General features: G+C 48.5%; 28 protein-coding genes and 1 tRNA gene. 15 read left to right on the top strand and 14 right to left on the bottom strand.

Annotated features, from left to right (window positions below; genetic code table 11):
- Positions 1-2 precede the first annotated feature (2 nt).
- Both frdD and C2U53_RS12560 read left to right on the top strand, forming a co-directional pair.
- Positions 3-362 carry a fumarate reductase subunit FrdD gene (frdD, locus tag C2U53_RS12565; protein ID WP_042999169.1) on the top strand — a complete coding sequence of 120 codons (360 nt, stop codon included), beginning with the start codon at positions 3-5 and terminating at the stop codon, positions 360-362.
- Between the two features lie 107 nt (positions 363-469).
- Complete coding sequence (locus C2U53_RS12560) at positions 470-1,003, top strand: lipocalin family protein (protein WP_042999168.1); 534 nt, start codon at positions 470-472, stop codon at positions 1,001-1,003.
- On the opposite strand, the gene sugE is transcribed toward C2U53_RS12560, so the two are convergent.
- Positions 1,000-1,317 carry a quaternary ammonium compound efflux SMR transporter SugE gene (gene sugE, locus C2U53_RS12555; RefSeq protein WP_042321373.1) on the bottom strand — a complete coding sequence of 106 codons (318 nt, stop codon included), beginning with the start codon at positions 1,315-1,317 and terminating at the stop codon, positions 1,000-1,002. The two genes, C2U53_RS12560 and sugE, sit on opposite strands and share 4 nt — an antisense overlap.
- Positions 1,318-1,573: 256 nt before the next feature.
- Between sugE and C2U53_RS12550 the strand changes: the two genes are divergently transcribed.
- Positions 1,574-2,164: a LuxR C-terminal-related transcriptional regulator gene (locus tag C2U53_RS12550; protein ID WP_044328366.1), complete on the top strand. Its 591-nt coding sequence runs from the start codon at positions 1,574-1,576 to the stop codon at positions 2,162-2,164.
- A gap of 33 nt (positions 2,165-2,197) precedes the next feature.
- Here C2U53_RS12550 and ecnB read toward each other — a convergent pair whose 3' ends face one another.
- From ecnB to efp, 3 genes are all read right to left on the bottom strand, one after another.
- On the bottom strand, positions 2,198-2,344 hold the full coding sequence (ecnB, locus tag C2U53_RS12545) for a lipoprotein toxin entericidin B (RefSeq protein WP_042999166.1): 147 nt from the start codon (positions 2,342-2,344) through the stop codon (positions 2,198-2,200).
- A 108-nt stretch (positions 2,345-2,452) separates the two neighbouring features.
- Complete coding sequence (locus C2U53_RS12540) at positions 2,453-2,587, bottom strand: entericidin A/B family lipoprotein (RefSeq protein ID WP_042999165.1); 135 nt, start codon at positions 2,585-2,587, stop codon at positions 2,453-2,455.
- A gap of 63 nt (positions 2,588-2,650) precedes the next feature.
- Entirely contained in the window at positions 2,651-3,217 is a 567-nt protein-coding gene (gene efp / locus C2U53_RS12535) for an elongation factor P (RefSeq protein ID WP_042999164.1), read from the bottom strand.
- A gap of 41 nt (positions 3,218-3,258) precedes the next feature.
- Here efp and epmB point away from each other — a divergent pair, with 41 nt between their 5' ends.
- Positions 3,259-4,287 (top strand): EF-P beta-lysylation protein EpmB, encoded by a 1,029-nt coding sequence (epmB, locus tag C2U53_RS12530; RefSeq protein ID WP_104445968.1) that lies wholly within the window; start codon positions 3,259-3,261, stop codon positions 4,285-4,287.
- A gap of 161 nt (positions 4,288-4,448) precedes the next feature.
- The gene (gene yjeJ, locus C2U53_RS12525) at positions 4,449-5,315 is read left to right on the top strand and encodes a YjeJ family protein (RefSeq protein WP_104445967.1); all 867 of its coding nucleotides are present in this window, start codon (positions 4,449-4,451) and stop codon (positions 5,313-5,315) included.
- Positions 5,316-5,481: 166 nt separating this feature from the next.
- Here the strand turns inward: yjeJ and C2U53_RS12520 are convergent, their stop codons facing one another.
- The 3 genes from C2U53_RS12520 to C2U53_RS12510 all read right to left on the bottom strand — a co-directional run bounded on the left by C2U53_RS12520 (position 5,482) and on the right by C2U53_RS12510 (position 7,977).
- Positions 5,482-5,835: a DUF4156 domain-containing protein gene (locus C2U53_RS12520; protein ID WP_042999161.1), complete on the bottom strand. Its 354-nt coding sequence runs from the start codon at positions 5,833-5,835 to the stop codon at positions 5,482-5,484.
- A 158-nt stretch (positions 5,836-5,993) separates the two neighbouring features.
- Positions 5,994-7,640, bottom strand: coding sequence for a chaperonin GroEL (groL, locus tag C2U53_RS12515; RefSeq protein ID WP_003025464.1), 1,647 nt, complete (start codon positions 7,638-7,640; stop codon positions 5,994-5,996).
- Positions 7,641-7,683: 43 nt separating this feature from the next.
- Positions 7,684-7,977 (bottom strand): co-chaperone GroES, encoded by a 294-nt coding sequence (locus C2U53_RS12510; RefSeq protein WP_000027827.1) that lies wholly within the window; start codon positions 7,975-7,977, stop codon positions 7,684-7,686.
- Between the two features lie 272 nt (positions 7,978-8,249).
- Between C2U53_RS12510 and yjeH the strand changes: the two genes are divergently transcribed.
- Positions 8,250-9,500 (top strand): L-methionine/branched-chain amino acid transporter, encoded by a 1,251-nt coding sequence (yjeH, locus tag C2U53_RS12505; protein WP_042999160.1) that lies wholly within the window; start codon positions 8,250-8,252, stop codon positions 9,498-9,500.
- A 53-nt stretch (positions 9,501-9,553) separates the two neighbouring features.
- Here yjeH and C2U53_RS12500 read toward each other — a convergent pair whose 3' ends face one another.
- Positions 9,554-10,030 carry an FxsA family protein gene (locus C2U53_RS12500; protein ID WP_042999159.1) on the bottom strand — a complete coding sequence of 159 codons (477 nt, stop codon included), beginning with the start codon at positions 10,028-10,030 and terminating at the stop codon, positions 9,554-9,556.
- A 340-nt stretch (positions 10,031-10,370) separates the two neighbouring features.
- On the opposite strand from C2U53_RS12500, the gene aspA reads away from it, so the two are divergent.
- From aspA to C2U53_RS12470, 5 genes are all read left to right on the top strand, one after another.
- On the top strand, positions 10,371-11,807 hold the full coding sequence (gene aspA / locus C2U53_RS12490; RefSeq protein ID WP_042999158.1) for an aspartate ammonia-lyase: 1,437 nt from the start codon (positions 10,371-10,373) through the stop codon (positions 11,805-11,807).
- Between the two features lie 114 nt (positions 11,808-11,921).
- A complete protein-coding gene (gene dcuA, locus C2U53_RS12485; RefSeq protein WP_042999157.1) occupies positions 11,922-13,223 on the top strand; it encodes an anaerobic C4-dicarboxylate transporter DcuA in 1,302 nt (433 codons plus the stop codon).
- Between the two features lie 119 nt (positions 13,224-13,342).
- A complete protein-coding gene (cutA, locus tag C2U53_RS12480; RefSeq protein ID WP_042999156.1) occupies positions 13,343-13,690 on the top strand; it encodes a divalent cation tolerance protein CutA in 348 nt (115 codons plus the stop codon).
- Entirely contained in the window at positions 13,666-15,375 is a 1,710-nt protein-coding gene (locus tag C2U53_RS12475; RefSeq protein ID WP_099433550.1) for a protein-disulfide reductase DsbD, read from the top strand. The genes cutA and C2U53_RS12475 overlap by 25 nt, the downstream gene beginning before the upstream one ends.
- A 35-nt stretch (positions 15,376-15,410) precedes the next feature.
- Entirely contained in the window at positions 15,411-15,986 is a 576-nt protein-coding gene (locus C2U53_RS12470; protein WP_043001810.1) for a transcriptional regulator, read from the top strand.
- On the opposite strand, the gene C2U53_RS12465 is transcribed toward C2U53_RS12470, so the two are convergent.
- Together C2U53_RS12465 and C2U53_RS12460 are read right to left on the bottom strand one after the other, a co-directional pair.
- A complete protein-coding gene (locus tag C2U53_RS12465; RefSeq protein WP_104445966.1) occupies positions 15,983-16,573 on the bottom strand; it encodes a LysE family translocator in 591 nt (196 codons plus the stop codon). The genes C2U53_RS12470 and C2U53_RS12465 overlap by 4 nt on opposite strands.
- 38 nt (positions 16,574-16,611) lie before the next feature.
- Positions 16,612-17,457, bottom strand: coding sequence for an AraC family transcriptional regulator (locus tag C2U53_RS12460; RefSeq protein ID WP_044268503.1), 846 nt, complete (start codon positions 17,455-17,457; stop codon positions 16,612-16,614).
- 169 nt (positions 17,458-17,626) lie between these two features.
- Between C2U53_RS12460 and C2U53_RS12455 the strand changes: the two genes are divergently transcribed.
- The 3 genes from C2U53_RS12455 to C2U53_RS12445 all read left to right on the top strand — a co-directional run bounded on the left by C2U53_RS12455 (position 17,627) and on the right by C2U53_RS12445 (position 19,488).
- Positions 17,627-17,702, top strand: a tRNA-Phe gene (locus C2U53_RS12455).
- Between the two features lie 182 nt (positions 17,703-17,884).
- On the top strand, positions 17,885-19,156 hold the full coding sequence (locus tag C2U53_RS12450; protein ID WP_016240326.1) for an integrase arm-type DNA-binding domain-containing protein: 1,272 nt from the start codon (positions 17,885-17,887) through the stop codon (positions 19,154-19,156).
- 8 nt (positions 19,157-19,164) lie between these two features.
- Positions 19,165-19,488 (top strand): hypothetical protein, encoded by a 324-nt coding sequence (locus C2U53_RS12445; protein WP_016240325.1) that lies wholly within the window; start codon positions 19,165-19,167, stop codon positions 19,486-19,488.
- Positions 19,489-19,528: 40 nt separating this feature from the next.
- Here C2U53_RS12445 and C2U53_RS12440 read toward each other — a convergent pair whose 3' ends face one another.
- The 3 genes from C2U53_RS12440 to C2U53_RS12430 are packed head-to-tail and all read right to left on the bottom strand — an operon-like array spanning position 19,529 to position 21,622.
- Positions 19,529-21,007: a relaxase/mobilization nuclease domain-containing protein gene (locus C2U53_RS12440; RefSeq protein WP_049109143.1), complete on the bottom strand. Its 1,479-nt coding sequence runs from the start codon at positions 21,005-21,007 to the stop codon at positions 19,529-19,531.
- Positions 21,004-21,375 (bottom strand): plasmid mobilization relaxosome protein MobC, encoded by a 372-nt coding sequence (gene mobC / locus C2U53_RS12435; RefSeq protein ID WP_064168947.1) that lies wholly within the window; start codon positions 21,373-21,375, stop codon positions 21,004-21,006. Before mobC ends, C2U53_RS12440 begins: the two co-directional genes overlap by 4 nt.
- Positions 21,362-21,622, bottom strand: coding sequence for a hypothetical protein (locus C2U53_RS12430; protein ID WP_104445692.1), 261 nt, complete (start codon positions 21,620-21,622; stop codon positions 21,362-21,364). Before C2U53_RS12430 ends, mobC begins: the two co-directional genes overlap by 14 nt.
- A gap of 542 nt (positions 21,623-22,164) precedes the next feature.
- Between C2U53_RS12430 and C2U53_RS12425 the strand changes: the two genes are divergently transcribed.
- A complete protein-coding gene (locus tag C2U53_RS12425) occupies positions 22,165-22,872 on the top strand; it encodes a hypothetical protein (RefSeq protein WP_172740558.1) in 708 nt (235 codons plus the stop codon).
- 949 nt (positions 22,873-23,821) lie between these two features.
- Here C2U53_RS12425 and C2U53_RS12415 read toward each other — a convergent pair.
- Entirely contained in the window at positions 23,822-24,025 is a 204-nt protein-coding gene (locus C2U53_RS12415; protein WP_016240318.1) for an AlpA family transcriptional regulator, read from the bottom strand.
- Positions 24,026-24,082: the final 57 nt, after the last annotated feature.

Genomic DNA, 24,082 nt, shown 5'->3' with positions numbered 1-24,082 from the left:
GGATGATTAATCCAAATCCAAAACGTTCTGACGAACCCGTATTCTGGGGTCTGTTTGGCGCAGGCGGTATGTGGGGTGCGATTATCGCGCCAGTGATGGTTCTGCTGGTGGGGATTCTGCTGCCGCTGGGTCTGTTCCCGGGCGATGCCCTGAGCTATGAGCGTGTTCTGGCGTTTGCTCAGAGCTTTATCGGCCGTGCTTTCCTGTTCCTGATGATTGTCCTGCCGCTGTGGTGTGGCTTACACCGTATGCACCACGCGATGCATGACCTGAAAATCCATGTGCCGGCTGGCAAATGGGTGTTCTACGGTCTGGCAGCCATCCTGACCGTCGTTACGGCGATTGGCATTCTGTCCGTCTAACGTCATCCGCCCTCTTGTCTGCTGATAAGAGGGCGTTTTTATCATTCCCGCCATTATTTCCCCCGCCAGGTTCTACACTTAGGAAAAAACACCCTAAGGATAAAACTATGCGCCTGCTCCCCATCGTTGCCGCTGTAACCGCTGCGTTTCTGGTGGTCTCCTGTAGTACCCCAACCCCGCCACAGGGCGTTACCGTGGTGAATAACTTCGATGCCAAACGCTACCTCGGAACCTGGTACGAAATTGCCCGCTTTGATCATCGCTTTGAACGCGGACTGGAGAAGGTCACGGCGACTTATAGCCAGCGCGATGACGGTGGCCTTACTGTCATCAATAAAGGCTGGAATCCGGACAGGAACAGATGGCAGCAAAGTGAAGGAAAAGCCTATTTTACCGGTGACCCAAGCCGCGCAGCGCTGAAGGTTTCGTTCTTTGGGCCTTTCTACGGCGGGTATAACGTTATCGCGCTCGACAGAGAGTACCGACACGCGCTGGTCTGCGGCCCGGATCGCGACTACTTGTGGATACTCGCCCGCACGCCAACCATTTCTGACGAAATGAAGCAGCAGATGCTGGCCGTCGCGACCCGGGAAGGGTTTGATGTCAATAAACTTATCTGGGTGAAGCAGCCCGGCGATTAGTGGGTGCTTAATTTCAGACCAATAATACCGACAACGATTAACGCCAGACTTGCCAGACGCATGGGATTGGCCGATTCGCCCAGCAGCAGAATACCGGTGATGGCGGCACCGACGGCGCCAATCCCTGTCCACACGGCATACGCGGTACCCACGGGTAGCGTTTTCATCGCCCACGCAAGGAGCGCCATACTGACGATCATCGCGGCAATGGTGATGATACTCGGTGTCAGGCGACTAAAACCGTGGGTATATTTCAGCCCCACCGCCCAAACGACTTCAAGCAGACCGGCGATTAATAAGATTATCCAGGACATATCAGGCTCCAGAGAAATGGGGCCGTCCCCGATGAAAGAAGCGTTCGCAGGTCGTCCTGCAAAGCTGAATGTGGAAAAAACATTCTTGCCCGAGCGGCGGTGAATTTCAACATTTTTATCTTTCCGCACCTAAAAGCTTGAATTAGGCGCATTTCGCTGCGTATTTTGCGCATTCAGCACTCATCCGACTTCTCTATGATGGGACGCTTTCTGAAGTCAGGAAGCCATTTGCCTTACTTCTGAATGCGAAAACGCTATGTTGAAAATATTAGTGATTGACCGTTGCCACTTCACCCGCACAGGGATCGAGGCATGGCTTAATCATTCCGAGCTCTTTAATACGTCGTTTCTGGTCTCTGGGCTCAATAATCTCTTACTGGTTAAAGAGCACATCCAGCAGTGGAAACCTCACCTGGTTATTGCGGACTTATACGGTTTTCTCAACGACACCCTGTCGGCCGAGTCCATTGCCCCATTTTTACTCGCCTGCGGCAGCAGTCCGTTGATATTACTGGAGTCAGGAGGCGTGATGGTAGAGACGCAGCGCTATCCTGTCTGTGCATCATTAACCAAGCAGGTCTCTCTGGCGATACTGGCTGAAAATATCCACAACGCCCTGCTGAGCGGCTCGGTATCGGAAGCACCCGGCAATGCCTCGACGCTGCTTACACCACAGGAAGAGAAAGTACTGACGATGTGGATGGAGGGGGCGAGTAACAACGCGATTGCCTGTGCGCTCAGTATTCATGGCAAAACGGTGTACACCTACAAACGCAATATCCGCATGAAGTTACACATGGATAATCGCTTTTCGCCGTTTCTTGCGCCAGCCGAGCTGAAAAATTAACGGCACGACAACACTGCCGTACCGTTTTCACCGTTACTGCTGAGCTTTGGTTGCTGCGCCTGAAATAGCGTTGCCGCCGTCGGAGATGTCTTCGCCCACACCACGTGTGGTGTTACACGCAGTCAACACGGAGGAAAGTACTAACACAGAAAAGATCGCTGCAATTGTCTTTTTAACCATAACGTCTTCCTTTTCTAGCCAATGTTATTTGTGTAGTGCCACTTAATCATAGACAAGATCCCGAACAATGCCGGGAGATAGACGCTTTTTAGGACGATGAGAAGAAAATTAACTGGCCGCGTGGGAAATGGAATTGCCGAGGTGCTTAATATCCTCACCAAAGCCGCGCGCGGTATTGCAGCCCGCCAGCAACGAGGTGGTGAGAAGAATCAGTGTTACAAGACCGAGAAGACGTTTCATCATTCCTGCCCTGGATAAACAATGGCGCAGCAAAGCTGCTGCACCATAATGAGCTAAACGCGCGGATTATTTAACGCGGGAAACGTATTCGCCTGAACGCGTATCCACTTTAATCACTTCGCCAATCTGAACGAACAGAGGCACTTTAACTACGGCGCCAGTAGACAGCGTTGCCGGCTTGCCACCTGTACCAGCGGTATCGCCTTTCAGACCCGGATCGGTATCAACGATTTCCAGTTCAACAAAGTTCGGCGGCGTCACGGAGATAGGCTGACCGTTCCACAGGGTCACGATGCACTCAGCCTGATCCAGCAACCATTTTCCGCTATCGCCAATCGCTTTAGCATCTGCGGAAAGCTGCTCGAAGGTTTCGTTGTTCATGAAGTGCCAGAACTCGCCGTCGTTGTACAGGTAAGTCAGGTTCATATCTACAACGTCAGCGCCTTCAGCAGAGTCAGTCGACTTGAAGGTTTTCTCAACGCGAGTACCGGTCAGCAGGCGACGCAGTTTCACGCGCGCAAAAGCCTGACCTTTACCTGGTTTAACGAATTCGCTGGCTTCAACCGCATAAGGTTCGCCGTCCAACATGATTTTAAGACCAGCACGAAAATCGTTGCTATAGTACGTTGCCATAAGGCCCTCTGAAAATTGTTAACTGGTAGCTAAGCCACAAAATGGCGCATATTGTAACCCTAAATACCCCATCCAGAGAAGATTGGTTATCGCAACTTGCCGATGTTGTGACCAATCCCGATGAACTCCTGCGTCTTTTGAATATAGACGCAGATGAAAAACTGTTGGCTGGACGCGACGCCAAACGGCTGTTCGCCCTGCGCGTGCCGCGTGCATTTATCGCACGTATGGAAAAAGGCAATCCTGACGATCCGCTTTTACGTCAGGTACTTACCTCCGAAGATGAGTTTATTACCGCGCCGGGTTTCTCCACCGATCCGCTGGAAGAACAGCATAGCGTCGTACCGGGACTGCTGCATAAATACCGTAACCGGGCGCTGCTGCTGGTGAAAGGCGGCTGTGCGGTAAATTGTCGCTATTGCTTCCGTCGCCACTTTCCGTACGCCGAAAATCAGGGAAATAAGCGAAACTGGCAGACGGCGCTGGACTACATTAACGCGCACACCGAGCTGGATGAGATCATTTTCTCCGGCGGCGATCCGCTGATGGCCAAAGATCATGAGCTGGACTGGCTGCTCACACAACTGGAAGCCATTCCCCATATCAAACGTCTGCGTATTCACAGTCGCCTGCCCATCGTCATCCCTGCGAGGATTACGGAGGGGCTGGTTGCCCGCTTCACCCGTTCTTCGCTGCAGATCCTGCTGGTGAATCACATTAACCACGCTAACGAGGTGGATGACGCGTTTCGACAAGCAATGGCGAAACTACGCATCGCAGGCGTTACGCTGCTCAATCAGAGCGTCCTGTTGCGTGGCGTCAATGATAACGCGCAGACGCTGGCGAACCTCAGTAATGCGCTGTTTGATGCGGGCGTCATGCCCTATTACCTGCACGTGCTGGATAAAGTGCAAGGGGCGGCGCATTTCATGGTGACGGATGATGACGCGCGCCAGATTGTGCGTGAACTGCTCACCCTGGTCTCGGGTTATATGGTGCCCAAACTGGCGCGGGAAATTGGCGGCGAACCGAGTAAAACGCCACTGGATTTACAACTGCGTCAACAATAACCTCGCAATCAGGTGTCCGTATCCGGACACCTGTCACCAAAACCCCGGATTCCCCCATTCTGTATGCTATTTTAGCGACACCTTGCGAACTATATATTTAAAAATCATATGTATAAGTCGCAACTAATCGCTGAATTTATTATTGGTGAGGAAGAACCGTTATGGCTATCAGTATCAAAGGAGTGAATACGGGTGTTATTCGTAAAGCGAACGAATTCATCGCGCTGGCGTTGAAAATTAAAGAGCAAAGGAACAAGGAATCGCTGTTTTTTCTACCTGCGCTGGAATTACGCGATCTGCTGATTGCCGTGGAAAGTCGTCTGTACCAGAAACAGCAACTGAACGCTGCCGAACGTCAGCACTACGAAAAAACGCGCGATGCTATCAGCAAGAAAATGCAGGAAAACATTCCCGCGATGGTGGAAAACGAACTTCGACATGCGGATATTCATCGCCGTGTCACCGCCGTCGCCTTAACTGACGCGAGTGGTGACAACATCACACTGACCTTCACGCTTCACGATGGCACAACTTGCGACCTGCGGGTGAACGAATTGCAGATTGATACTTTGGTGTATGCCATTATTCGGGCGATAGAGAACGCGGGTATGCGGGAACTGGCACTGAGGATCTCCTCGTTGCTGGATTTTTTGCCGCTGTACGATGCGGACTGTCTGGACCATGAGCGACTGGAATACGACGCCTACACGCAGTCAGAGTGGAAACACGCGCTTTTCACACATTATCTTGCGGTACTTTATCGTTTTACGGATGAAACAGGAAAGGAACGGTTCTGCGGCGCTGTCGTGAAAACCCGCGTTCCATCGGGTAGTAAAGAGGCGGAAGCCATTTCCCGTCGTGTACTCGACTTTAGCCCGAGGCTGAAAAAGCTGGCAGGTAAACCGTGTCAGGTCTCTGTCAGAACGCTGACGGCCAATAAAACGCAGACGCTGACCCAGGAGCAATGCCTGCGCGCGCTACATCATTTACGGGTTCAGTCCGTTAACACCGCAACACAGCACGCCTGATGGCGCTGCGCTTATCAGGCCTACGACATAACTTCGAGTCATTACACAAAATCATTCAATCAGAATCGCGGCGGCAAGCGAAGAAATCCCCAGGAGCATAGATAACTATGTGACTGGGGTTTCACAGCGCAGCCAATAAAGAGGCTGGTTGAAGGATGAAGTGTAATCAATTAGGGCACTTATAAACCTGGCCAATCATCTCACTGGCGGTCGGGACAAAGCTGGATAACATGCCCTGGCTCGGGCTGCTGACGCCATAAATCACGTTGCCGCCCATCGCTGCTGCCTGGTTGCGCAGGTCATTTGCCGCACCACGCATAGAACCGCCTTCTTCACCGTGCTGACCAGAAAGCCAGTTGCTTTGCTTCCCGGTGGCCGTGCCAATCAACTGACATTCAGCGCCTGGCTTCTCTTCCACAAAGCGAACGCTTTGCCCTGCGGAACTCAGTTCGTTGCTGGAGCTACAACCCGCCATCAGTAGCGCGGCACCGACGATCCCTGCTAAATATTTCACGTGCATGTTATTCCCCATAATCAATGAGCTGGACGTTTTGTCCGTCACTGAATCTTATACTAAAAAGATGACCAAAAGAAAAACCCCCGAACATTTCTGCCCGAGGGTTTCTCATTTCTGGGAGATTAACACCCTGCAGCCTGAAGGATGCAGGGTGTAGGCGATTACATCATGCCGCCCATACCACCCATGCCGCCCATACCACCAGCAGCACCTAAGTCAGGCGCGTCGCCTTTCGGCAGGTCGGTTACCATGCACTCGGTGGTGATCATCAGGCCAGCCACAGAAGCCGCGTACTGCAGAGCAGAACGGGTGACTTTGGTTGGATCCAGGATACCCATATCGATCATGTTGCCGTATTCTTCGGTCGCTGCGTTGTAACCGTAGTTGCCATCGCCCGCTTTCACGGTGTTAGCGACAACAGACGGTTCTTCGCCGCAGTTCAGAACGATCTGACGCAGCGGAGATTCCATTGCGCGCAGCGCAACTTTGATACCGACGTTCTGATCTTCGTTCTGACCTTTCAGGCCAGCGATTTTGGAGGCTACGCGAATCAGCGCCACGCCACCACCGGCAACCACGCCTTCTTCTACCGCAGCACGGGTCGCGTGCAGGGCATCTTCAACGCGGGCTTTTTTCTCTTTCATTTCAACTTCAGTCGCAGCACCAACTTTGATGACTGCCACGCCGCCTGCCAGTTTCGCTACGCGCTCCTGCAGTTTTTCGCGGTCGTAGTCGGAGGTGGCTTCTTCGATCTGCTGACGAATCTGAGTCACACGACCCTGGATTGCCGCTTCGTCACCCACGCCATCGATGATGGTGGTGGTGTCTTTGTTGATCACAACGCGTTTTGCCTGACCCAGGTCTTCCAGCGTTGCTTTTTCCAGCTCCATACCGATCTCTTCAGAGATCACGGTACCGCCAGTCAGAGTCGCGATATCCTGCAGCATCGCTTTACGACGATCGCCGAAACCAGGAGCTTTAACCGCAGCCACTTTCACGATGCCGCGCATGGTGTTAACCACCAGCGTTGCCAGCGCTTCGCCTTCCACATCTTCAGCGATGATCAGCAGCGGTTTGCCTGCTTTCGCAACGGCTTCCAGAACCGGCAGCATTTCGCGGATGTTGGAGATTTTCTTGTCAGCCAGCAGGATGAACGGGCTTTCCAGTTCTACTGCACCAGTTTCCGGCTTGTTGATGAAGTACGGTGACAGGTAGCCACGGTCGAACTGCATACCTTCAACGACGTCCAGTTCGTCCTGCAGACCGGTACCGTCTTCCACGGTAATCACGCCTTCTTTACCGACTTTGTCCATCGCTTCTGCGATCAGTTTACCTACGGTTTCGTCGGAGTTAGCAGAGATGGTACCCACCTGAGCAATGGCTTTAGAGTCGGAGCACGGTACGGACAGCGCTTTCAGTTCTTCAACCGCAGCCGCAACCGCTTTGTCGATACCACGCTTCAGGTCCATCGGGTTCATACCCGCAGCAACGGCTTTCAGACCTTCGGTGATGATGGACTGAGCCAGTACGGTCGCAGTGGTGGTACCGTCGCCTGCTGCGTCATTCGCTTTAGAGGCGACTTCTTTCACCATCTGCGCGCCCATGTTTTCGAACTTGTCTTCCAGTTCGATTTCACGTGCTACGGAAACACCATCTTTAGTGATGGTCGGTGCGCCGAAGGATTTGTCCAGAACGACGTTACGGCCTTTCGGACCGAGGGTGACTTTCACTGCGTCTGCCAGTACGTTTACGCCGCGCAGCATTTTCACACGAGCGTCGTTACCGAATTTTACGTCTTTAGCTGCCATTTTCTCTTTCCCTTAAATTCGTATGTTCAGTGTCGTTCGCGGATTACGCTTCAACAATTGCCAGGATGTCGCTTTCAGACATGATCAACACTTCTTCATTGTCGATCTTCTCAGATTTCACACCGTAACCATCGTTGAAAATCACGATGTCGCCGACTTTCACGTCCAGCGGTTGCACGGTACCGTTATCCAGGATGCGACCCTTACCGACAGCGATGATTTCGCCACGAGTTGATTTACCCGCTGCAGAACCGGTCAGAACGATGCCGCCAGCAGATTTGGACTCAACTTCTTTACGTTTAACGATCACGCGATCATGTAACGGACGAATACTCATTGATAGCTCTCCTTTGAGAAAGTCATTATCAGTTATGGGTGACGCCGGCCCGCTAAGGTTCCCGGCTAGTGACCAGAGAGATGGGGATGGGTTTTTGCCCCTTCAAGGGGCAATGTGAAAAAAAATTCTGATCAGCAAAAAATCCTGTAAAAACCCTACTTACCTCACATTTCTCGCCTATTTAATCGCTGGCGTCATAAGCAAATCTGATTGTGATAACATCGAAAACCTGCGCAGTGGCCTGGCATTCAGGCGCAAACGGATAACAACTCATGAGTGGACTGAAACAAGAGCTTGGATTGGCTCAGGGTATTGGCCTGTTGTCGACATCATTATTGGGAACAGGCGTGTTTGCCGTCCCGGCCCTGGCGGCACTGGTAGCAGGCAACAACAGCCTGTGGGCCTGGCCAGTTTTGATTGTGCTGGTGTTTCCCGTTGCGATTGTGTTTGCCCTGCTAGGCCGACATTACCCCAGCGCAGGCGGCGTCGCACATTTCGTCGGCATGGCGTTTGGCCCACATCTTGAACGGGTCACCGGCTGGCTGTTTTTGTCCGTCATTCCCGTGGGTCTTCCTGCTGCGCTGCACATTGCCGCCGGGTTTGGTCAGGCGATGTTTGGCTGGCACGGCTGGCAACTATTGCTGGCCGAACTGGGTACACTGGCGCTGGTGTGGTTTATCGGTTCACGCGGCGCGAGCTCCAGCGCAAACCTGCAAACGGTGATTGCCGGTCTGATCGTGGCGCTGATTGTCGCTATCTGGTGGGCTGGCGATCTCACACCAGCAGAAATCCCTTTCCCTGCGCCAGCCGATATTGAAATGTCGGGGTTATTCTCCGCGCTGTCGGTGATGTTCTGGTGCTTCGTCGGTCTGGAAGCGTTCGCCCATCTGGCCTCAGAATTCAAAGACCCCGAACGGGATTTCCCTCGCGCACTGATGATGGGTCTGCTGCTGGCCGGTTCGGTCTATTGGGCCTGCACCGTTGTGGTTCTGCACTTTGATGCCTATGGCGAAACGATGGCAGCGGCGGCCTCATTACCGGAAATTGTCGTGCAATTGTTTGGCGTTCAGGCGCTGTGGGTAGCCTGTGTGATCGGTTATCTGGCCTGCTTTGCCAGCCTCAATATTTATATTCAGAGTTTTGCCCGTCTGGTGTGGTCACAGGCGCAATATAAACCGGACCATTATCTGGCCCGCCTCTCCTCCCGTCATATTCCACGCAACGCGCTCAATGCCGTGCTGGGCTGCTGCGTAGTCAGTACGCTGTGCATTTATGCGTTAGAGATCAATCTCGATGCGCTCATCGTCTATGCCAACGGCATCTTTATCATGATCTATCTGTTGTGCATGCTGGCAGGGTGTCGCCTGTTGAAAGGGCGGTATCGCGCGCTGGCAATGGTGGGCGGATTACTATGCCTTCTGTTACTGGCAATGGTCGGCTGGAAGAGTCTGTATGCGCTGATTATGTTGGCGATACTGTGGCTGTTTTTGCCACAACGAAAAAAGGTTGAACATCACTTATAGGCCGGTTCCACGAAAATGCCCGGTGGCGCTTACGCTTACCGGGCCTACGGGAATCAGTCGCGACGATCGTCTTTGTGTTCGATACGGTCACGTTCTTCATCTTTGCGCTGGAACTCACCGTCAAAGGTGTCGCCACCGCCGGTTCCGGCGCTAAAGCCGCCACCCGGCATCCGGGAAAAACGCAAATGCGGCAGCAGCTTCATCGTCAGATGCTTCTGCACCGGTGGTAATAAAAGAAGAAGACCGAGGAAGTCGGTGAAAAAGCCTGGCAACAACAGCAACAGACCCGCGATGATCAGCGAAACACTCTTGATCATCTCTTCAGCCGGGCTCTCTCCTGCCGCCATTTTCTGCTGCATCAGCAAAAAGTTCTTAAACCCCTGGTTGCGTACCAGCGACATCCCGATGACCGAGGTGAAAATCACCAGTATGAGCGTCATCAGTACACCCATCACATGGGCAACCTGAATAAAGATAGAAATCTCAATATAAACATAGAGAAAGACTGCAAGTAACGGTATCCAGCGCAAAAGGATTCTCCTCAAACGACCGCCGTGATGCCCACGTCGGCCCGAAAATAGTTGCGATTCGCATTAGTCGGATGTAGGGGTAGTTCGCAAAATTTCAAGCTATTTGTACACTTATTTTTAGAGATAATCCTAAAGCGGTGACCTATTTCACAAAATAATAATTAAGGAGTAATTTACCACACTTAAAGTGATCCAGATTACGGCACAATTTCTGAAGCAGAATATGATCTCGTTGACCAGACCGATGTAGGGGATAATCGTCGGTCAAGAAACAATCGAAACCACATATATTCTGTGTGTTTAGTGCATTCATTGGCAGCTTTAAATAAAGAAGGTTCACATGTTAAACAACATTCGTATCGAAGAAGATCTGTTGGGTACCAGGGAAGTTCCAGCCGAAGCCTACTATGGTGTTCACACTCTGAGAGCGATTGAAAACTTCTACATCAGCAACAACAAAATCAGTGACATCCCTGAATTTGTGCGCGGCATGGTAATGGTTAAGAAGGCCGCTGCTCTGGCAAACAAAGAGTTGCAGACCATCCCTAAGAGTGTAGCGAACGCCATCATTGCTGCATGTGATGAAGTCCTGAATAACGGCAAATGCATGGACCAGTTCCCGGTAGACGTTTACCAGGGCGGTGCAGGCACCTCCGTCAACATGAATACCAACGAAGTGCTGGCCAATATCGGGCTGGAGCTGATGGGTCACCAGAAAGGTGAATATCAGTACCTGAACCCGAACGACCACGTGAACAAATGTCAGTCTACTAACGACGCCTACCCAACCGGTTTCCGCATCGCCGTTTACGCTTCTATCGTAAAACTGGTCGATGCTATCAACCAACTGCGTGAAGGCTTTGAGCGTAAAGCTGTCGAATTCCAGGACATCCTGAAAATGGGTCGTACCCAGTTGCAGGATGCAGTTCCGATGACCCTGGGTCAGGAATTCCGTGCTTTCAGCGTACTGCTGAAAGAAGAAGTGAAAAACATCGAGCGTACCGCTGAACTGCTGCTGGAGGTTAACCTCGGCGCAACGGCTATCGGTACCGGTCTGAATACCCCGAAAGAGTACTCTCCGCTGGCAGTACAGAAACTGGCGGAAGTCACTGGCTTTGCCTGCGTTCCTGCTGAAGACCTGATCGAAGCGACCTCTGACTGCGGCGCTTACGTGATGGTACACGGCGCGCTGAAACGCCTGGCGGTGAAGATGTCCAAAATCTGTAACGACCTGCGCTTGCTCTCCTCTGGCCCACGTGCCGGCCTGAATGAGATCAACCTGCCGGAACTGCAGGCGGGCTCTTCTATCATGCCAGCGAAAGTGAACCCGGTTGTACCGGAAGTCGTCAACCAGGTGTGCTTCAAAGTCATCGGTAACGACATCACCGTCACCATGGCGTCTGAAGCCGGTCAGCTGCAGCTGAACGTGATGGAGCCAGTGATTGGTCAGGCGATGTTTGAATCGATTCACATCCTGAGCAACGCCTGCTACAACCTGCTGGAGAAATGTGTTAACGGTATTACCGCTAACAAAGAAGTGTGCGAAGGGTATGTCTACAACTCTATCGGCATCGTCACCTACCTCAACCCGTTCATCGGCCACCACAACGGCGACATCGTCGGTAAGATTTGTGCCGAAACCGGTAAGAGCGTACGTGAAGTGGTGCTGGAGCGCGGTCTGTTGACTGAAGCTGAGCTGGACGATATTTTCTCCGCACAGAACCTGATGCACCCGGCTTATAAAGCAAAACGCTATACTGATGAAAACGAACAGTAATCGTACAGGGTAGTACCATGGAGGGCACGTCAGATGACGTGCCTTTTTTCTTATAAGAAGTTACTAAATAACAACAATTTAATATCAACTTGTTAAACAACAAGGAAGGCTAATATGATAGTTGTCGAACTTATCATTGTTTTGCTGGCAATCTTTTTGGGCGCCAGACTTGGGGGCATCGGGATTGGATTTGCAGGTGGACTGGGTGTTCTGGTTCTTGCCGCTATCGGCGTGAAACCGGGTAACATTCCGTTCGATGTGATTTCCATCATCATGGCGGTTATCGCTGCTATCTCCGCGATGCAGGTTGCGGGCGGTCTGGACTATCTGGTTAACCAGACAGAAAAACTGCTGCGTCGGAATCCGAAATACATCACGATCCTTGCACCGATCGTGACCTATTTCCTGACTATTTTTGCAGGCACCGGGAACATCTCCCTGGCAACGCTGCCGGTTATCGCTGAAGTGGCGAAGGAACAGGGCATCAAGCCTTGCCGTCCGCTCTCCACCGCGGTGGTTTCCGCTCAGATAGCGATCACTGCATCGCCTATCTCTGCTGCGGTCGTCTACATGTCTTCGGTCATGGAAGGCCATGGCATTAGCTACATCCACCTGCTGTCTGTGGTCATTCCGTCCACGCTGCTGGCGGTGCTGGTAATGTCCTTCCTCGTGACCATGCTGTTCAACTCCAGGCTCTCTGACGATCCGGTATACCGTAAACGTCTGGAAGAGGGTTTGATTGAGCTGCGCGGTGAGAAGCAGATCGAAATCAAACCTATGGCGAAGAACTCCGTCTGGCTGTTCCTGCTGGGCGTAGTGTGCGTAGTGGTTTATGCGATCATCAACAGCCCGAGCCTCGGTCTGGTTGAGAAACCGCTGATGAACACCACCAACGCTATCCTGATCATCATGCTGAGCGTCGCGACGCTGACCACGATCATGTGCAAAGTGGAAACCGACGCCATCCTCAACTCCAGCACCTTCAAAGCCGGTATGAGCGCCTGTATTTGTATTCTGGGCGTTGCATGGCTGGGTGACACGTTCGTGTCTCACAACATTGACTGGATCAAAGACACTGCAGGTGAAGTGATTCAGGGCCATCCGTGGCTGCTGGCTGTCATCTTCTTCTTTGCTTCTGCACTGCTGTACTCTCAGGCAGCAACCGCTAAAGCACTGATGCCGATGGCGCTGGCGCTGAACGTTTCTCCGCTGACTGCCGTTGCGTCTTTCGCTGCGGTTTCTGGTCTGTTCATTCTGCCTACTTACCCAACGCTGGTTGCGGCGGTACAGATGGATGACACCGGGACAACGCGTATCGGTAAATTTGTCTTTAACCACCCGTTCTTCATCCCTGGTACGCTGGGTGTGTTACTGGCGGTTTGCTTCGGCTTCCTGCTGGGCAGTTTCATGCTGTAAGTGTTACCTGCGGGGCGTGTTCACGCCCCGCATTTCCCTCCCCTTTGTCTAACATCCTTCCCTCGTCCGTTGTATAGTGACCTCTCTTTTGCCGGTCATTCTGTTCATTCGAGGTGTTTATGCATGATGTGAGTCGTCAGGATATCGCCCTCTCCGATGTCGTTGTTGTACTCTGTACCGCGCCGGATGAAGCCACCGCCCAGGATCTGGCGGCCAAAGTGCTGGCAGAAAAACTGGCGGCCTGCGCCACGATTATTCCCGGTGCCACCTCGCTGTATTACTGGGAAGGAAAACTGGAGCAGGAATACGAAGTCCAGATGATCTTAAAAACCTCGGTGGCACACCAGGACGCCTTACTCGATTGCCTGAAGTCTCATCACCCGTATCAAACGCCCGAGCTTCTGGTTTTACCCGTTACCCACGGAGACAGTGATTACCTCTCATGGCTCAACGCATCCTTACGCTGATCCTGCTTTTTTGCAGCACATCGACTTTTGCCGGACTTTTCGACGCGCCGGGTCGCTCGAATTTTGTCCCTGCTGACCAGGCCTTTGCCTTTGACTTTCAGCAAAACCAACACGATCTTAATCTCACCTGGCAGGTGAAAGACGGGTATTACCTGTATCGCAAGCAGATCAGTATTACCCCTGCACGGGCGGAAATCGCGGAAGTGACGCTGCCAGCGGGCGTCTGGCATGAAGATGAGTTCTACGGGAAAAGCGAAATCTATCGCAATACGCTCACCATTCCGGTTACCGTCAACCAGGCGCAGTCTGGCGCCACGCTAACGGTCACGTATCAGGGCTGTGCCGATGCGGGTTTCTGTTATCCGCCGGAAAGCAAAACCGTGCCGCTAAGTGAAGTGACCGCCAGCGCGAAGCCGAAACCAGTGGCGCCAGCAGCAATACAGCAACCGCCGCAGCCGGAGCAAGCGCCAGCCCAGCTCCCCTTCTCCGCCCTGTGGGCGCTGCTGATCGGTATTGGCATCGCTTTTACCCCCTGCGTACTGCCGATGTATCCACTGATTTCCGGCATCGTACTGGGCGGTAAACAGCGTCTTTCCACCGGACGCGCACTGCTGCTGACATTCATCTACGTACAGGGGATGGCGCTGACCTATACCGCGCTGGGGCTGGTGGTGGCCGCCGCCGGATTGCAGTTCCAGGCGGCTCTTCAGCATCCGTATGTCTTAATCGGCCTGGCAGTGGTCTTTACCCTGCTCGCCCTGTCGATGTTCGGCCTGTTCACCCTGCAACTGCCATCGTCGCTGCAAACGCGCCTCACGCTGATGAGTAACCGTCAGCAAGGCGGTTCTGCGGGTGGCGTGTTTGTGATGGGCGCGATTGCCGGGCTGATTTGTTCGCCGTGTACCACCGCACCGCTGAGCGCCATTTTGTTGTATATCGCTCAGAGCGGGAATCTGTGGCTCGGCGGCGGTACGCTGTATCTCTATGCACTAGGGATGGGGCTGCCGCTGATGCTGGTCACCGTCTTTGGTAACCGTCTGCTGCCGAAAAGCGGGCCGTGGATGGCGCAGGTCAAAACGGCGTTTGGCTTTGTTATTCTCGCGCTGCCGGTCTTTTTGCTGGAGCGCATCATCGGCGATACGTGGGGCTTACGCCTGTGGTCGCTGCTGGGCGTGGCCTTCTTTGGCTGGGCGTTTATTACCAGCCTGCAAGCAACGCGTAGCTGGATGCGCATCGTGCAGATAATCCTGCTGGCGGCGGCGCTGGTCAGCGTGCGTCCGCTCCAGGACTGGGCGTTTGGCACGACGGTGACCCAGACACAGGCGCATCTGGACTTCAAACCGGTGGCAAGCGTTGAGGAGCTTAATCAGGCGTTGGCCGAGGCGAAAGGCAAACCGGTGATGCTGGACCTGTACGCCGACTGGTGCGTCGCCTGTAAAGAGTTTGAAAAGTACACCTTCAGCCATCCACAGGTAAAACAGGCGCTGGGCGATACGGTACTGTTACAGGCTAACGTCACCGCCAATAACGCACAGGATGTGGCTCTGTTGAAGCATTTGCAGGTATTAGGACTGCCAACCATCCTGTTCTTTGATACGCAAGGTCAGGAACACCCGCAGGCACGGGTGACGGGCTTTATGGATGCGGCGACGTTTAGTGCGCATTTGCGCGATCGCCAACCGTGAGCGACACTTTCAGAGGTAAAGACGGAGGAATGACCGTGCAACGTGAAGATGTCCTGGGAGAAGCCCTAAAATTACTCGAGATCCATGGGATTGCGAACACCACACTGGAGATGGTGGCCGAGCGCGTAGATTATCCGCTCGATGAAATGCAGCGTTTCTGGCCGGACAAAGAGGCCATTCTGTATGACGCGCTGCGCTATCTCAGCCAACAGGTGGATATCTGGCGTCGCCAGCTATTGCTGGATGACACCCTGAGTGCCGAGCAAAAGCTGCTGGCCCGCTACACGGCGCTGGCAGAGTGCGTGAGTAACAATCGTTACCCGGGCTGCCTGTTTATCGCCGCCTGTACGTTTTATCCCGATCCGTCGCACCCCATTCATCAACTGGCAGATCAGCAAAAAAGCGCGGCGCACGATTTCACTCACGAACTGCTGACCACGCTGGAGATTGACGATCCGGCAATGGTGGCTAAACAGATGGAACTGGTGCTGGAAGGCTGTCTGAGCCGTATGCTGGTCAATCGCAGCCATGCGGATGTGGAGACGGCGCATCGTCTGGCAGAAGACATTCTGCGCTTTGCCCAGTGCCGCCAGGGCGGGGCGCTGACCTAAGCAAACACTCCCGCCCACGCAGAGATCAACAAACACAACGCCATCACACGCTGAAAACGCACCATCGCCACGGTGGTGCGAAACACTCGATTTACCGCCTTTCCCAGCCACGCCCAACACAGCAAACATCCGATAGAGATGAGCAAAAACCACAGCGCCATCAATGCAATATCGCGCAGTGCGTGACTCCCGGTCGGCGCAAACAGACTCACCACCGCCAACGCCATCATCCACGTTTTCGGGTTTACTACCTGCAACAGCGCCGCGGCCCGCGCGGTAAAGCGATGAGATGGTTTTCCGGACAGATTCGCAGCCGGAGCGCTAAATAACTGCCAGCTCATCCAGCTTAGCCACGCTACGCCTGCCCAGCTCATCACCTGCCGCACCAGCGGATGTTGATGCAATATCTCCCCAGCCCCGGCCCCAGAAATCAACACAATCATGCTCGCCGCCACACAACCGCTGACCAACGCAGGTAGTGTCGCTTTCACGCCATGATGCTGACTGTTCGCCAGGATGAGGATATTGGTGGGACCGGGGGTGATAGAGGCGACAAACGCAAACAGCAAAAACGGCGCGATACTCACAGGCAGACTCCTTTTTAGTTGAGCTTCTGACTGTGACGCTATTTCCTGTAAACGTCTGGAAGGTTTGTGCACAAGCGACGGTAATGCGCAGGCGAAATACGATACGCGCGCTGGAACCAGCGCCCCAGATGGCTTTGATCGGCAAATCCCAACGCTGCTGCGACATTAACCGGCAGCGCGCCCTTCGCCAGCATCTGACGTGCCTTTGCCAGCCGTAGCTGAATCAACCATGCGTGTGGAGCGAGGTGAAACTCGCGTTTAAAGCTGCGCGTCAGCGTAAAACGATCCGTTCCGGTCTCACGCGCCAGATCGGAAAGGCCAATGTTGTCACCCATATGCGCATGCAGATAATCCCGGGCGCGATGGGCGATCGCCGCGCTCTGTATCTGCGAAGGGAGGCGCTTTCGCCAGTGGCAATGGGTGGTGAGCTGTGAAAGAAGATGATCCATCGTACTTTGTTGCACAATACGCATCTCTTCGGTATGCAAGGCGTTAAACGTTTCGCCAATGGCGCGCACCAGCTGCGGCTCACGCGACAGCGTCCGGCTGAAATGCAGGGAATAGCTGTCCGGCGTGGTGTCATAAAGGCCCTGCAACGTTTTTGTCAGCCACTGCTCATCCAGATAAAAGGTGAGATAGGTAAACCCACCGGCCACCGGCGCATCGCCATCATGAATCTCACCCGGCTCCAGCAAAAAAGCATCACCCGGTTGGCTGTGGTGACACTCACGCCGACAGTGAAATTGCTGCGTACCGGAAAGGGTAATACCGACCAGAAAGCTATCGTGCCAGTGCGGGTCAAATGCATGCCCTTCAAAATGGGCTTTGATTGTCTCAATACCGGTATCGGCATGTTGTCGCAGCTCAAGCCAGTCGTTTGCCATACTGCCCTCCTCTCGCTGCCAGCATTGCCTGTTCAGAACGCATCTGTCTGGAAGATTTGTGCAAACTGAACGCAGAAACGCACAGATTGCCGCAAACTTAAGCAGTTGAACAGCTTTTCCCTAAATTAGGTTGACTGTCGTGCATGATTACGGTTTAATGCGCCCCGTTGCCCGGATAGCTCAGTCGGTAGAGCAGGGGATTGAAAATCCCCGTGTCCTTGGTTCGATTCCGAGTCCGGGCACCACTCATTTAGAAACGGACGTCTACTGACGTCCGTTTTGCTTTATAAAGTCAACAAGTTATCCCCTTCCAGTTGTCTACTACTGTCCGTTAAAATCTACTGGCAGCTCCCTCTATTTGTTGGTAAAAATGTTGGTAATCTCAGTTCGATGGGATTTTTACCAACATTTGCACAGGAGGCTTGTTATGCGCTTAACTGATATTGCTGTAAAAAACGCCAAGCCTTCCGACAAGCCAACTAAAATTTCTGATGGCAAAGGGCTGTATCTGCTCGTTCATCCTAACGGCTCGAAGTATTGGCAAGCGGCTTATCGCTATGATGGTAAGCAAAAAGTCTTCTCAATTGGCACCTACCCTTCTGTTTCGCTCTCAGAAGCTCGTACAAGCCTCTTAGCGATGAAATCTCTGTTAGCCAGTGGTATCGACCCACTTCAACAGAAAAAAGCTGTAAAGGCCGAAGAGCGAGGAGATTTTACGTTTGAAGCCGTAGCTCGTGATTGGCACAAAAAAATGTCTGTTAGTGAGCGGTGGATACCTCAGCATAGTGAGCGTATTTTAAACAGTCTTATTAATCATCTTTTCCCTGCTATCGGCTCAAAAGATATTACCAAGTTGACTACGCGCGATCTGTTGCTACCTCTGCGTAAAATTGAGGGCAAGGGCCAACACGAAACCGCTTCACGTTTAAAACAGCGTATTACCGCTATTATGCGTTATGCTGTCCAAGAAGATATGATTACCCATAATCCCGCTAATGAACTTGGCGGCACGTTAATCACACCTAAAAGAACGCATTATCCAGCGCTTGAACTTGAGCAGATACCTGATCTTTTAAGTCGTATAGATGCGTATAAAGGCCGTAGGCTCACTGTATTAGCTTTAAAACTCACTTTATTAGTTTTCATTCGGTCGAGTGAACTACGCTTCGCTCGCTGGCCTGAAATAGATTTTAAAAATGCCTTATGGGTTATTCCGCCAGAAAGAGACGAGATCGAGAACGTTAGATTTTCTGAAAGAGGATCTAAAATGCGCATACCTCATTATGTACCGTTAAGTCATCAGGCCATTGAAATATTAAAAGAGCTAAAAGATATTAGCTATGATATTAGCAATGGTGAGGGTTTGATATTTATCGGTTGTCATGATTATCGTAAACCTATGAGCGAGAATACCGTTAATAAAGCATTGCGACTTATGGGCTATGACACTCAAACTCAAATTTGTGGGCATGGTTTCCGCACAATGGCCTGTAGTTCTCTTGTTGAGTCAGGTATATGGACTGAAGACGCAATTGAAAGACAAATGAGTCATAAAGAGCAAAACAATGTTCGTGCTGCTTATACTCATAAAGCAAAACATATTACGCAGCGTCGTTTGATGATACAATGGTGGGCTGATTATTTGGACGCAAACAAAGAAAGACATATTATGCCGTTTGACTTCGCTAAAATGTTATAGGGGGATTTATGGATACTGTGATTTTCAATAACAATGAAGATGCGTACAAAAAGTGGTTAAACGATAATCCAGAAGGATACGTTGTTAACCTGTTAGAGAAAGCCAAAGGTACGGCAAGTAAATCTGACATAAATAGCACATGCCTCCACCATGTGAACTGTTTCGCTATAAATCCTTTAGTGTCAGATAAAGAAAAAACTGGATTTACAACAGGCCAGTATCAAAAAATATGTTCTGTATCAGAGGAGTCTGCTTATAACAAAGCTAAAGAACTTACAGGACTAACGACCATTAAACGCTGTTCTTTTTGTTTTAAGCATGTAGATATATAACAATTTAATACTAAAAAATAAAAGAGGTTTCAAGCCTCTTTTATTTTGGTTTAAAGGTTGGATATTTGACACTCTGTTCTGCTTCCTGCTGTTGTAGTTTTAATGTTTCTTTTTTTAAGTTTGATTTCAATTTGGATTTAAATCTATTTTCATAATCAAACATATATAATGGTTTTTTCTTTATTTCTTCTTTAATCACTTTTTCTTTATTTTTGGGCTGAATAACAGGTTTTCTAATATTTAACCTTTCTCTTATCTCTTCGATCTTAGTTGCTCTACTATTGAAACTGCGACGGCCTTTGAGTCTAAAGTTATTCGTGGCTGTTGTGGCTGTTTCTGCATGATCAAGTATCCTACTGATAGAACCGCTGCTAAGTTTAGAACTCCTACTATTGAAGCCACCTTGATTATAAGTTTTGATTGGTTCTTTATTGTATTGTTTTTTAACTCTGTTGAGTACTTGTGCAGCTTTTTGTGTTGTTCTTCTAACTTTTGGGCCTGTTGGTCTATTATATTTTTCGCTGAGTTTAAAGCTGTTGTGGTTGCTTCTAACGAGTTGTTTACCCTCGTAAGTGTCTGTTGTGTCTGGTTTAATGCTGTACTGACCGACTCCGATAATATCATCATCGTTTCTGATAATGGTTCTACCGTCATTGATATTTGGTTCAATAGGTGATCGTCCAATACTATTTTCGTCATCTGTTTTTCTTGCTGCGAATCTTCTAATGAGTTCATCATCTCTATTTTTGTCATATTTCACCTTGCCTTTAATAGTGTTCCAACTGTATTTTTTACCTAACTGTGAGCCTTTAAAATAAATATTTTTTTCATTATTTTTGATACCAAACGACACTCCGGCGACGTTGCCAGTGCTTGCAACGTTGAAGGCCGGATCGATGCCAACAGCCTGCAGTCTGTCTATGAATGTCTCAAGGTCTGGTTTTCCTACCATAGCCGCCTGTAATGCGTTCTGTAGAACGATACGAGCTGGTTTCTCACCTTTGCGTAGGGCTTGCTCGATCTCGTTCTTGGTTGGTGCTGATACCTCTGATTTTTGCCCTTTGAGACTTTGTGTAATGGTTAAGCCGTGCTTTATCTCCAAACGTTCACAAGCTGCTATTGTGTTAAATGCTGAGTGCTGACCATGCCATACGGAACCGTCTAAACCAATCCTATTGGCTACAATATGGATATGTTCTTTATCTGTATCGTTATGACGCACACAAATATATTGATGCTTTTCTATATCAATATTCATTTCTTTCAAATAGTCTTTTGCTATCTCCTGCCATTGTTCATCTGTTAAATGTTCATTTTTTGGAAGAGATAAAAACGCATGAAAAACAGGTTTTTTTATATCTTGTCTAAAGCTGCTTACAGTTTTAAACTCATCAGTTAAATCACTAACATTATTATAATCACTTGCCATGTTGCTACATATGAAATCGTGATCATCTTTTAATATATACTCAACTCTATTTTTAAATGATCTCCCTGTTTTAGCTACGTTTCCTTTCATACAGTATAAACCTCACAAGCCTTTAATATTCTTTTCATAAGTTGCTTTATAGCAAAGTTAGCTTCTGCGGCTACAGATTGTTTAAAGTCTTCGTTGGTATTTAGTTTTTTAGCAATCTGATTTATATTATTACCTTGATGCTGTATTTCCTTAAACAAGGATTGTTCAAAATCCGGCATTTTTCTTTTAACAATAGGTTCAGAGTTTAAAATCTCTTTTCTAATGTAATGGCCTCTTTCAAGGCCGGAGGCTTCCACAAGTTCTTTTAAATAGTCAAACTCTGCTTTGTTTACTCTAAACTGTATAGATATATCTCTACGTTCTGCGTGATTTAAACCCTTGCGGCCTCTTTTTCTATCTGTATCCATATTTACCACCTCCATAAACATAATCTTTCATTGCTTTGATATAATCTTCATCTTTTTGATCTTTCAAAGCTTCAATAAGATCTTGAGTTTTATTTTCTTTAATATAGCGATAAGCTACAAAATAACATAAATCTTGTTCATCTTTATTTGCTTCAAGAAATGCTGTATTTTCTTCATTTGGGTCTATATAATAAAAATATCTTGCTAATAGTTCTAGCAAGGACTGATCTATATCATTCTCATTCATTTTAAACACTCCTATATATATTTATAAAAACTACCGGATTTTACCGCCTCCCCTTTGATAAGGGGAATAGGCGGAAGGGTAGATATTTTTCAACCCTACGAGCAAAGCGAGATAGGGCCAATCGAAGATTGGGGTATAATACCGGCTACGGGATTACACCTTGCCTCAGTTTCCGAAAAGCTAAAAATAAAGCTGAACTCAACTTATATTTAAATAAATAACCGATAATAAGATCTAGTCAATAGCGGCTACATAAATAAATACACTTCACGCCGAATAAAAAGCAAATAAAAGATAGGGTAAATAATATACTGTCTATTGGTAGCTGTGCGTAATAGGTAGCTTTGCGTAAAAAATGCCGCTGCTTTTGATCGGCGGCGACAGAAAAGTAGAAAACTTGTTTTTCTGCTTTTGCTGGCGTCCATGCATTACAAACAACAATAAAATCAATAACATAAAAACAACAAACCAATTGCCGAATTAAAGATTTCAATAAAAACTCCAATATGCTATTTTATAAACATCAATACCTTAAAGGATCTATGATGAAAATAAATAAATTTACCTTAGCCATTTTATTTACATTATCCACACAATCTATAGCATGGGCTGATAATATTAATCATGGTTTAGATGAATACGGTAAAAAAGTATCGACGACTTCCGAAAAGGGAGCAATAAACTATATTAAATCATATCGAACAACTGAAAAACCATTAAATGCGTATAGAATGGATTTTGATACCTCTGAAAAAAATCTTTTGAGCGTGCCAAATGCTGCTCATGATAAAACAGCTAAATTGCAAAACTTAGCAATAACTAAAGCATGGGAAGTTAAATTTTGTCAGCCAGATCTGATTAACTTCATGTTAAAAAATAATATTGATATGGTCAGCGGTGCTCTAATAAGTAAAGGTGATATACAACGAATGGCAGTTTGCTTTAAAAGTATGCAATTACCTGAATCAGTATCAGATAAAAGCGATAAAGATATTGTTATAGGCTCATGGTATGACGACGTTGGTTCGCCTGAATTTTTGGATGCAACATTTACAATAACAAAAACATCACAAGGATATTTTTTAAAACGATTAAATGGTGATGGTAGTAGTGGGACCTATAAAATAACAAAACTTGATAATAAATATAAAAAGAACAATGATAAGTTCGGTTCTTATTATATAATAGATACTGAAGGATTAAAGATTTATGACAAGGATGGGTATATAAGAACAGCAAGAAAAAAATAATATCTTTAGTTTATATTTATTGGTGCCTGATAAAATGGCACCTTACTATTTTATATTTCCCGCTCTAGTTTTCCATTCCATTTTTATTTATTTTTTGTACTAGTAGTACTAGAATTTTATCAGCTTAGGTTCTGGGGTTTTAGATGGCGACTTTCAGTCGTAGTAGTTTTCCGTCAGGAAAACTTAGTTTTTCTTTAAGCATTCCCCCCCTACCCCCCACGCCAAAAATGGAAAGATAGAAGATGCTCATTGCGTCTTGAAAATATTCAGAACGTTTCCATTCTGATACTTCCCCCACGACCCACGCAAACAATACCATTGTTATTTTAAAACACTTCTCGTTTTACTAAAGAAGCTATACTAATGTTCTAAAAAACTTTAGGTATTGCGATTCAGGTTGGCAGCTACGTATCACCCGGCACTGCCACAATAACATAAGAACCGCCAATCACTTGAGGAACCTTCATTCTTATACCTGATACAGCAGGTTTTAACGTTATTGCTTTTGAGGATTAAAAAGGGTTCTGGAAATGGTATTTAAAAGACTTGTAAAAAGTTGGGATTTAGATTTGACAAATATAAGTTGATTAGATAATACTTTATTTATATTTGTAATCACGTTCTCGTATAACTGATTACAAGACTTAAAAAAGTCAGCGAAAACTTTTTTAGTCCTTAAAAAGTCAGATTTAATATCTGGCTTTTTTTGTATCTTTATTCTTTATAGATCTCTATATATTACCTGTCAATATAGAATGAAAAATATTTTAAACATCATGATCAATTAGATAAAAGAAAACAAAAAAGGCTGGATTTTATCCGGCCTTTACTCGAAGTATTCAATATTTTCCATATATAGCCTTAAAACGCTCTGTATGCGATTTTAGACGTTTTACACTATAAATAGTGTAATCATATTCAAGATAACAAATAGTAAGTGAGAGTGTTTTTACGCAGCCTGATTACGTGAATAAAAAATCTTTTCATCAATCCACGCATCGATTTCACTTTCAATAAATGCGATAGATCGTTCACCTGTTTTTACGGGAGCCGGGAAACTATTATTTTTAATCAGTCGATAAATCCAAGCTCTGCAAAATCCTGTGCGATCGATTACCTCAGAGATACGGATTAGTTTTGTTTTTTCTTTCATATATTTTTCCTTTTGTTATTTGATGGAATGTATTATTCGAATATCGCTTATGACGAT

Origin of the sequence: Citrobacter sp. CFNIH10 (genome assembly GCF_002934585.1) — a bacterium.
In the GTDB taxonomy this organism is placed as follows: domain Bacteria; phylum Pseudomonadota; class Gammaproteobacteria; order Enterobacterales; family Enterobacteriaceae; genus Citrobacter_A; species Citrobacter_A amalonaticus.
The sequence above is the reverse complement of the archived record's forward strand: the minus strand, read 5'-3'. Positions and strand labels throughout refer to the sequence as shown.

Coding starts and splice junctions, on each gene's coding strand:
- frdD (WP_042999169.1), top strand. CDS start 3: ATGATTAATCCAAATCCAAAACGTTCTGACGAACCCGTATTCTGGGGT.
- C2U53_RS12560 (WP_042999168.1), top strand. CDS start 470: ATGCGCCTGCTCCCCATCGTTGCCGCTGTAACCGCTGCGTTTCTGGTG.
- sugE (WP_042321373.1), bottom strand. CDS start 1,317: ATGTCCTGGATAATCTTATTAATCGCCGGTCTGCTTGAAGTCGTTTGG.
- C2U53_RS12550 (WP_044328366.1), top strand. CDS start 1,574: ATGTTGAAAATATTAGTGATTGACCGTTGCCACTTCACCCGCACAGGG.
- ecnB (WP_042999166.1), bottom strand. CDS start 2,344: ATGGTTAAAAAGACAATTGCAGCGATCTTTTCTGTGTTAGTACTTTCC.
- C2U53_RS12540 (WP_042999165.1), bottom strand. CDS start 2,587: ATGATGAAACGTCTTCTCGGTCTTGTAACACTGATTCTTCTCACCACC.
- efp (WP_042999164.1), bottom strand. CDS start 3,217: ATGGCAACGTACTATAGCAACGATTTTCGTGCTGGTCTTAAAATCATG.
- epmB (WP_104445968.1), top strand. CDS start 3,259: ATGGCGCATATTGTAACCCTAAATACCCCATCCAGAGAAGATTGGTTA.
- yjeJ (WP_104445967.1), top strand. CDS start 4,449: ATGGCTATCAGTATCAAAGGAGTGAATACGGGTGTTATTCGTAAAGCG.
- C2U53_RS12520 (WP_042999161.1), bottom strand. CDS start 5,835: ATGCACGTGAAATATTTAGCAGGGATCGTCGGTGCCGCGCTACTGATG.
- groL (WP_003025464.1), bottom strand. CDS start 7,640: ATGGCAGCTAAAGACGTAAAATTCGGTAACGACGCTCGTGTGAAAATG.
- C2U53_RS12510 (WP_000027827.1), bottom strand. CDS start 7,977: ATGAGTATTCGTCCGTTACATGATCGCGTGATCGTTAAACGTAAAGAA.
- yjeH (WP_042999160.1), top strand. CDS start 8,250: ATGAGTGGACTGAAACAAGAGCTTGGATTGGCTCAGGGTATTGGCCTG.
- aspA (WP_042999158.1), top strand. CDS start 10,371: ATGTTAAACAACATTCGTATCGAAGAAGATCTGTTGGGTACCAGGGAA.
- dcuA (WP_042999157.1), top strand. CDS start 11,922: ATGATAGTTGTCGAACTTATCATTGTTTTGCTGGCAATCTTTTTGGGC.
- cutA (WP_042999156.1), top strand. CDS start 13,343: ATGCATGATGTGAGTCGTCAGGATATCGCCCTCTCCGATGTCGTTGTT.
- C2U53_RS12475 (WP_099433550.1), top strand. CDS start 13,666: ATGGCTCAACGCATCCTTACGCTGATCCTGCTTTTTTGCAGCACATCG.
- C2U53_RS12460 (WP_044268503.1), bottom strand. CDS start 17,457: ATGGCAAACGACTGGCTTGAGCTGCGACAACATGCCGATACCGGTATT.
- C2U53_RS12450 (WP_016240326.1), top strand. CDS start 17,885: ATGCGCTTAACTGATATTGCTGTAAAAAACGCCAAGCCTTCCGACAAG.
- C2U53_RS12445 (WP_016240325.1), top strand. CDS start 19,165: ATGGATACTGTGATTTTCAATAACAATGAAGATGCGTACAAAAAGTGG.
- C2U53_RS12440 (WP_049109143.1), bottom strand. CDS start 21,007: ATGAAAGGAAACGTAGCTAAAACAGGGAGATCATTTAAAAATAGAGTT.
- mobC (WP_064168947.1), bottom strand. CDS start 21,375: ATGGATACAGATAGAAAAAGAGGCCGCAAGGGTTTAAATCACGCAGAA.
- C2U53_RS12430 (WP_104445692.1), bottom strand. CDS start 21,622: ATGAATGAGAATGATATAGATCAGTCCTTGCTAGAACTATTAGCAAGA.
- C2U53_RS12425 (WP_172740558.1), top strand. CDS start 22,165: ATGATGAAAATAAATAAATTTACCTTAGCCATTTTATTTACATTATCC.
- C2U53_RS12415 (WP_016240318.1), bottom strand. CDS start 24,025: ATGAAAGAAAAAACAAAACTAATCCGTATCTCTGAGGTAATCGATCGC.